The following is a 7,909-nucleotide window of genomic DNA, read 5'->3' on the forward strand; positions in this document are numbered from 1 at the left end:
AACGAGCAGGTGGCGCGGCTGGGGGCGTCGTCCCAGGAGATCGGGAACGTGGTGAAGGTGATCACGAGCATCGCGGAGCAGACGAACCTGCTGGCGCTGAACGCGACGATCGAGGCGGCCCGGGCGGGGGAGGCGGGCAAGGGCTTCGCGGTGGTGGCCGGCGAGGTCAAGGAGCTGGCGCAGGAGACCGCGAAGGCGACCGAGGACATCGTCCGCCGGGTCGAGGCCATCCAGGGCGACACCGCCGGAGCGGTCTCGGCGATCGGCGAGATCGCCGGGATCGTCGCGAGCATCAACGACTACCAGCTGACGATCGCGAGCGCGGTGGAGGAGCAGACCGCCACAACCACGGAGATGTCCCGGTCGGTGGCCGAGGCCGCGACCGGCTCGGGCGAGATCGCGGCGAACATCACGGGCGTGGCGTCGGCGACGGCGACCTCCTCGCAGACGCTCGGGCAGATGGGCGACGCCATCGGCGAGCTCGCGCGCATGTCCGAGGACCTGCGCGGCCGGGTCTCCCGCTTCACGTACTGAGGGCGGCGGGGTCCGGCCCGTCACGCCAGGGGCGAACACGGGACGCCCGACGCACCCCCCGCCGTTAGCATCGAACAACGCCGCCTCGCCGTGCGTGGGAGACCGGGCCGCAGAGCCCGACCGCGCCGGCGAGCACGCCGCTCGTGAGGAGTGCACATGTTCGAGAGATTCACGGACCGAGCCCGTCGCGTGGTCGTCCTCGCCCAGGAAGAGGCGCGGATGCTCAACCACAACTACATCGGCACCGAGCACATCCTCCTGGGTCTCATCCACGAGGGGGAGGGTGTCGCGGCCAAGGCGCTCGAGTCGCTCAACATCTCGCTCGATGCGGTGCGCGCCCAGGTGCAGGAGATCATCGGCGAGGGCCAGCAGGCCCCGAGCGGGCACATCCCGTTCACGCCGCGTGCCAAGAAGGTGCTGGAGCTGTCGCTGCGCGAGGCGCTGCAGCTGGGCCACAACTACATCGGGACCGAGCACATCCTGCTCGGCCTCATCCGCGAGGGCGAGGGCGTCGCGGCCCAGGTGCTCGGCAAGCTCGGCGCCGACCTGAACCGCGTCCGCCAGCAGGTCATCCAGCTGCTGTCCGGCTACCAGGGCAAGGAGCCCGTGGCCGCCGGCGGCCCGCAGGAGGGCCAGCCCTCGGGCTCCGCCGTCCTCGACCAGTTCGGCCGCAACCTGACGCAGGCCGCGCGCGAGGGCAAGCTCGACCCGGTCATCGGGCGCGAGAAGGAGATCGAGCGGGTCATGCAGGTGCTGTCCCGCCGCACCAAGAACAACCCGGTGCTGATCGGCGAGCCCGGCGTCGGCAAGACGGCGGTCGTCGAGGGCCTGGCCCAGGACATCGTCCGGGGCGACGTGCCGGAGACGCTGAAGGACAAGCAGCTCTACACGCTGGACCTCGGCGCCCTGGTCGCCGGCTCCCGCTACCGCGGTGACTTCGAGGAGCGCCTGAAGAAGGTCCTCAAGGAGATCCGCACCCGCGGCGACATCATCCTGTTCATCGACGAGATCCACACCCTCGTGGGTGCGGGTGCCGCCGAGGGCGCGATCGACGCCGCGAGCATCCTCAAGCCGATGCTGGCCCGCGGCGAGCTGCAGACCGTCGGCGCGACGACCCTGGACGAGTACCGCAAGTACGTGGAGAAGGACCCGGCCCTCGAGCGCCGGTTCCAGCCCATCCAGGTCTCCGAGCCGAACCTGCAGCACGCCATCGAGATCCTCAAGGGCCTGCGCGACCGGTACGAGGCGCACCACCGCGTCTCGATCACCGACGGCGCCCTGGTGGCCGCCGCGACCCTGGCCGACCGGTACGTCAACGACCGGTTCCTGCCGGACAAGGCGATCGACCTGGTCGACGAGGCCGGTGCCCGCCTGCGCATCCGCCGCATGACGGCCCCGCCGGAGCTGCGCGAGCTCGACGAGCAGATCGCCGAGACGCGCCGCGACAAGGAGTCGGCGATCGACGAGCAGGACTTCGAGAAGGCGGCGCGCCTGCGCGACGCCGAGAAGCAGCTCGGCCTCAAGCGCCAGGAGAAGGAGAAGGCCTGGAAGTCGGGCGACCTGGACGCGGTCGCGGAGGTCGACGAGGAGCTCATCGCCGAGGTGCTGGCGCTGGCCACCGGGATCCCGGTGTTCAAGCTCACCGAGGAGGAGTCGAGCCGCCTGCTCCACATGGAGGACGAGCTGCACAAGCGGGTCGTCGGCCAGGAGTCGGCGATCAAGGCGCTCTCGCAGGCCATCCGCCGCACGCGCGCCGGGCTCAAGGACCCGAAGCGCCCCGGTGGCTCGTTCATCTTCGCCGGCCCCACGGGCGTCGGGAAGACCGAGCTGGCCAAGGCGCTCGCCGAGTTCCTGTTCGGGGACGAGGACGCGCTGATCCAGCTCGACATGTCCGAGTTCTCGGAGAAGCACACCGTCTCGCGGCTGTTCGGCTCGCCCCCCGGCTACGTCGGGTACGACGAGGGCGGCCAGCTCACCGAGAAGGTGCGCCGGAAGCCGTTCTCGGTCGTCCTGTTCGACGAGGTCGAGAAGGCGCACGCGGACATCTTCAACTCGCTGCTGCAGATCCTCGAGGACGGTCGCCTGACCGACTCGCAGGGCCGGGTGGTCGACTTCAAGAACACCGTGATCATCATGACCACGAACCTCGGCACGCGGGACATCGCCAAGGGCGTCCAGACCGGCTTCCAGGCCGGCGGCGACCTGTCGACGTCGTACGAGCGCATGAAGTCCAAGGTCAACGACGAGCTCAAGACGCACTTCCGTCCGGAGTTCCTCAACCGCGTCGACGACGTGGTCGTGTTCCCGCAGCTCTCGCAGCCGGAGATCTTCGCGATCGTCGACCTGATGATCGCCAAGCTCGACGCCCGCCTGCGGGACAAGGACATGGGCATCGAGCTCACCGAGGCGGCCAAGAAGCTGCTCTCGGAGAAGGGCTACGACCCGGTCCTGGGCGCCCGGCCGCTGCGCCGCGCGATCCAGCGGGAGATCGAGGACGCGCTGTCCGAGAAGATCCTGTTCGGGGAGCTGCACGCGGGTCAGCAGATCGTGGTGGACGCGCACGGCGAGGGCCTCCTCGGCGAGTTCGTGTTCCGCGGCGAGGAGCGCGGTCCGCGCTCGAAGGAGCCGGTGGGCGCGGGCGCCCGCTCGGCCGGGACGCCGGGCTCCGGCACGGACGTCCCGCCGGCGCCGCCGATCGCGTCGTCCGGTGACGGCGGCACGGGCCTCCTGCCCGCCTGACGCACCGACCCCCGAGGGCCGGGTCGCACCCCAGGGTGCGGCCCGGCCCTCGGCGCGTCCCCGGCCGACGGTCCGCCGGCGGGCGGGTGAGCGCCGGCCGCCGGCCGCCTGGTCCGGTTCACCCGCCCGCAGCGCCCTGACCTGGGTGCCTGCACCCACCGCCCCCGGGAGGCCTCGAGGGGAAACGCCTACCGTGGCGGGCATGGCCGGACAGGTGACGCTGAGCGACGTGGCCCGCGAGGCGGGGGTGTCCCTCGCGACCGCCTCGCGCGCGCTCAACGGCTCCGCGAACCGCACCGTCGGCGAGGACCTGCGCAAGCGGGTGCAGGCGGCCGCCGCGCGGCTGCGCTACTCCCCGGACGGCATCGCGCAGGCGATGGCCCGCGGCCGCACGACCTCGCTCGGGCTGGTCGTCCCCGACATCGCCGACCCCTACTACGCCGCGATCACCGCGGGCGTCGCCGAGGCCGCCGACCTGGCCGGGCTCAGCCTGACCCTCGCGTCGACCGGCGGGGACGCCGCGCGCGAGGTGGAGATCGTCCGGCTGCTGGAGCGGCAGCGGGCGCGCGCGGTCGTGCTCGCGGGCGGCCGTGCCGAGGACGCCGGGGCGGACCAGCCCGTGCGGGCCGCGCTCGAGTCGTTCCGCGGCATCGGCGGCGCCGTGTCCGCGGTCGGGGGCGACGCCCTCGGCGTGCACGGCGTGGTGCTGGCGAACCGCGACGGGGCCGCCGACCTCGCGCGCGCTCTGCACGAGCGCGGCTACCGGCGGTTCGCGGTCCTCGCCGGGTCCGGGGGCGACGCCGGCACGGCCGACCGTCGCGACGGCTTCCTGGAGGCGCTGGCCGGGCTCGGCGCGCCCGTCCCGGCGTCGCGCGTGCTGACCGCCCCCGCCACGCGCGACGGCGGTCACGAGGCGATGTCGCGCCTGCTCTCCGACGGCGTCGACGACCTCGACGCCGTCTTCGCGGTGACCGACGTGATGGCCGCCGGGGCGTCCGCCGCCGCGCGCGCGGCCGGGGTGCGGGTGCCGGACGACGTCGCGCTGGCCGGCTTCGACGGGATCGAGGTGCTCCAGGACGTGCTGCCCGGGCTCACGACGGTCCGGCTGCCGCTGGGACGGATCGGGCAGGAGGTCACGCGCCTCGCGCTGCTCCCGGCCGCCGCCGAGCCCGAGCTCGTCCCCGTCGCCGGCGAGGTCGTCCTGCGCGGCTCCACCCCCGGGCTCGCCGCCCGCTGACCGGGCGCGCGAGCGGTACGGTCGGGCGCATGCGCGCGAGCGGGCTGCACGTGGCCGACGCGGGGTCCGGGCCGGTGGTCCTGCTGCTGCACGGGAACGGGGAGGACGGCGCGTCCCTCGCGGCGGTCGCCGCCGACCTGGCCCGGGACCACCGGGTGCTGTCCCCGGACGCACGCGGGCACGGGCGCTCGCCGCGGGGGACCGGGCCGCTCACGGTCGCGCGGATGGCCGACGACGCGGCCGCGGTGCTGGCGGCGGCGTCGGGCGGGGGTGGTGCCGCGCGGGCCGGGCCGGGTGCCGGGGCCGCGGACGTCGTCGGGTACTCGGACGGCGGCAACGTCGGCCTCCTGCTCGCGCTCCGGCACCCCGGCGTCGTGCGGTCCCTGGTCGTCTACGGGGCGAACGTCGACCCCGGCGGTCTCACGGCCCGGACACGCGCGCAGGTGACGGCGGTCTGGCTCGGGCAGCGGGTGCGCGGGCTGGTCGACCCGGCGGCGCGGGCACGGGCCGAGGTGACGGACCTGATGGTCCGGCAGCCGCGCATCCCGCTGCGGGCGCTCGCGCGGGTGCGGGTGCCCGTGCTGGTGGCGGCCGGCGAGCACGACGTGATCCGGCGGGAGCACACCGAGGCGATCGCGGCGGCGCTGCCCGCGGGGGAGTGCGTCATCGTGCCGGGCGCGGACCACGGGCTGCCGATGGCCGACCCGGCCGCGTTCGCGGGGCTGGTGCGGGGGTTCCTGGGGGTGCGCGGGTCCTGACCGGGCTCGGGCGGAGCGTGCTGCCCCGGCGCGCAGGGCGCGCCGCCCGGCGGTCGGTGGCCCGGGGTCAGGGCGTCGCGATCGCCGCCAGCAGGTCCGCCACCTCGACCGGCCGCCCCGGCAGGGGGTCGCCGCCCGGGCGCAGGGCCGCCCGCAGCAGCGGCGCCCGTCGCTCGAGCAGCGCGGCGTTCAGCTCGTCCGGGAGCCCGGGCAGCGGGCGGAGCGCCGAGGCGAACGTCAGCAGGATCTCCGGCACGCCGATGTCGTCGCGGACCAGGCCGAGGGCCTGCGCGGTGCCGACGACCGCCCCTGCCGCGGTCGCCGTGGCCGCGCGGCGCTCCACGAGCTCCGGGGTGAACACGTCCGCGTCGCGGGCGCGTGGGACCAGCACGGGCAGCAGCAGCGGCAGCCCGGAGTCGAGGAACCCGGTGAGGAACTGCTCCCACGCCGCGTGCGGGTCGTCCCCGGCGAGCCCGGCGCGGGCCCGGTCGAGGAGCCCGCCGACGTGGGTCAGCCGGTCGGCGACGACGGCCCGCACCAGCGCGGACCGGTCGGGGAAGTGCCGGTAGACGGTGCCGACCCCGACCCCGGCGGCGCGGGCGACGGCCTCCATCGGCTCGTCGAGCCCCCGCGCCGAGTACAGCGTGCGCGCGGCGTCGAGCACCCGCTGCCGGTTCCGTGCCGCGTCCGCCCTCACCGGCCCAGGATAGGTGCGCATAACCGGAATCGGACGTTCCGGTTCGGTGCTACGGTGGGACGCAGACGGGTGCCGTCGGAGGCGCCCCGACGCCGGGAGGCGAGCGCCGTGCGCGCCATGATCCTCAAGGAGTTCCGCGAGCTGCGCCGGGACCACCGGACCGTCGCGATGCTGGTGGTCCTGCCCCTGCTGCTGCTGACGATCTTCGGCTTCGCCGCCAACTTCACCGTCGACAGCCTGACGACGCTGGTCGCCGGGCCGGGGGCGGAGCAGGCCGCCGACCGGATCGCCGCGTCGCCCGCGGCTGCCACGCTCGACGTCAGGGACGTGGCCCCGGGCGACGACCGTGCCGACGCGGTCGACGCCCTCGCCGCCAACCGGTACGACGTCGCCGTCGTCGCGCCCGACGCGGCGGGCGGGGTCCCGGAGGTGCTGATCGACGGCACCAACCTCTTCGCCGCGCAGGCGGCGCGCGTCGTGGTCGCCGGGCTCGGTGACGCCGTGGAGGCCGAGATCCTGTTCAACCCCGACCTCGAGACGTCGTGGGTGATGGTGCCCGCGCTGATCGGCCTCATCCTGACGTTCATCGGCACGATCATCACCAGCATCGGGCTCGTGAAGGAGCGCGCCGCGGGGACGCTGGAGCAGCTGGCGGTGATGCCGCTGCGGCCGATCGACGTGATCGTCGGCAAGATCGCGCCGTACTTCCTGCTCGCCGGGCTCGACCTCGTGGTCGTCACCGTGCTCGGCATGCTGATCTTCGGGGTGCCGTTCACCGGGAACGTCGCGCTGTTCGCCCTGGCCGGGGCGATCTTCCTGTTCGTGGTGCTCGGCATCGGGGTGTTCATCTCGACCGTGTCGCAGAACGCCGGGCAGGCGATCCAGGCCGCGATCCTCGTGCTGCTCCCGCAGATCCTGCTCTCCGGGATCATCTTCCCGCTCGACGCGATGCCGATCGGGGTGCGCTGGATCGGGTACTGCCTGCCGCTGACCTACTTCACGCAGGTGTCGCAGGGCGTGATGCTGCGCGGCGCCGGGATCGACGCGCTGTGGCTGCCGGTCACGGTGCTCGCGGGCATGGCGGTGCTGGTCTTCGGGGCGGCCGTGTGGCGGTTCCGCGCGTCGATCACCCCCCGCCGGCCGCGCGGTGGGCGCGCCGGTGCCGCGAGCGTGCCGGTCGCGGCCGGCGCCGACGCCGCGGGGAGCGGGCGGTGACCGCCGCGGCGACCGGCACGCCGTGGGGCGTCACGGACGTGACCGTGCGGCGCGGCGGGCGGGCGGTGCTCGACGGCATCACGCTGCCCGTCCCCGCGGGCCGGATCACCGCGGTCGTCGGCGGGGACGGCGCGGGGAAGACGACGCTCGCCCGCCTGCTGGTCGGGCGGGAGGTCGCCGACGCCGGGGAGGTGCGGCGCGCGGACCCGCGGCGCACCGGGTTCCTGCCCGCGACGTCCGGGGTGTGGGGCGACCTCAGCGTGGCGGAGAACGTCGACCTGGTGGCGCGGGCCTACGGGCTCGACGCCGCGCCGGCCCGGGCCCGCGCGGACCGGCTGCTCGCGGCGGCCGGGCTGGCGGAGGTGCCGCGCCGGCTGGGGCGGGAGCTGTCCGGCGGCATGCGGCAGAAGCTCGGGTTCTGCCTGGCGATGCTGCCCGACCCCGCGCTCGTGGTGCTGGACGAGCCGTCCACCGGCGTCGACCCCGTGAGCCGGGTGGAGCTGTGGCGCATGCTGTCCGCCGCGGCGGCGGGCGGCACGGCGGTCCTCGTGACGACGACCTACCTGGACGAGGCGGAGCGCGCGGCGACGGTGCTGGTGCTCGACGGCGGGGTGGCCGTCTACCGCGGCGACCCGGCGGAGGCGGCGTCCCGGGTCCGGGGCTCGATCGCGGTCCGCGCGGTCGGGGTGGCCGGGGTGGTCGGGGCGGCCGGCGGGCGCGCAGCAGCGG

Annotated in this window: 7 protein-coding genes; 6 read left to right on the forward strand and 1 reads right to left on the reverse strand. The window is 75.0% G+C overall.

Features of this window, described 5'->3' with window-relative positions; genetic code table 11:
- The 4 genes from MHY85_RS19095 to MHY85_RS19110 form a co-directional block, all read left to right on the forward strand.
- Positions 1 to 534: methyl-accepting chemotaxis protein (locus MHY85_RS19095; protein WP_239199593.1), on the forward strand; the 534-nt coding region annotated here is incomplete at its 5' end.
- Positions 535 to 690: 156 nt separating this feature from the next.
- Positions 691 to 3,273 carry an ATP-dependent Clp protease ATP-binding subunit gene (locus MHY85_RS19100; RefSeq protein ID WP_239199596.1) on the forward strand — a complete coding sequence of 861 codons (2,583 nt, stop codon included), beginning with the start codon at positions 691 to 693 and terminating at the stop codon, positions 3,271 to 3,273.
- 202 nt (positions 3,274 to 3,475) lie between these two features.
- Positions 3,476 to 4,510: a LacI family DNA-binding transcriptional regulator gene (locus tag MHY85_RS19105; protein ID WP_239199599.1), complete on the forward strand. Its 1,035-nt coding sequence runs from the start codon at positions 3,476 to 3,478 to the stop codon at positions 4,508 to 4,510.
- 29 nt (positions 4,511 to 4,539) lie between these two features.
- Positions 4,540 to 5,268, forward strand: a complete 729-nt coding sequence (locus MHY85_RS19110; protein ID WP_239199602.1) for an alpha/beta fold hydrolase — start codon at positions 4,540 to 4,542, stop codon at positions 5,266 to 5,268.
- A gap of 67 nt (positions 5,269 to 5,335) precedes the next feature.
- Here MHY85_RS19110 and MHY85_RS19115 read toward each other — a convergent pair whose 3' ends face one another.
- Complete coding sequence (locus MHY85_RS19115) at positions 5,336 to 5,965, reverse strand: TetR/AcrR family transcriptional regulator (RefSeq protein WP_239199605.1); 630 nt, start codon at positions 5,963 to 5,965, stop codon at positions 5,336 to 5,338.
- A 117-nt stretch (positions 5,966 to 6,082) separates the two neighbouring features.
- Here MHY85_RS19115 and MHY85_RS19120 point away from each other — a divergent pair, with 117 nt between their 5' ends.
- A complete protein-coding gene (locus MHY85_RS19120) occupies positions 6,083 to 7,180 on the forward strand; it encodes an ABC transporter permease (protein ID WP_239199611.1) in 1,098 nt (365 codons plus the stop codon).
- Positions 7,177 to 7,909, forward strand: a 733-nt coding sequence (locus tag MHY85_RS19125) for an ABC transporter ATP-binding protein (protein ID WP_239199608.1), incomplete at its 3' end; no start/stop codon positions are given. The genes MHY85_RS19120 and MHY85_RS19125, both read left to right, overlap by 4 nt.

Source organism: Cellulomonas sp. ACRRI (genome assembly GCF_022346185.1).
Lineage (GTDB): Bacteria > Actinomycetota > Actinomycetes > Actinomycetales > Cellulomonadaceae > Cellulomonas.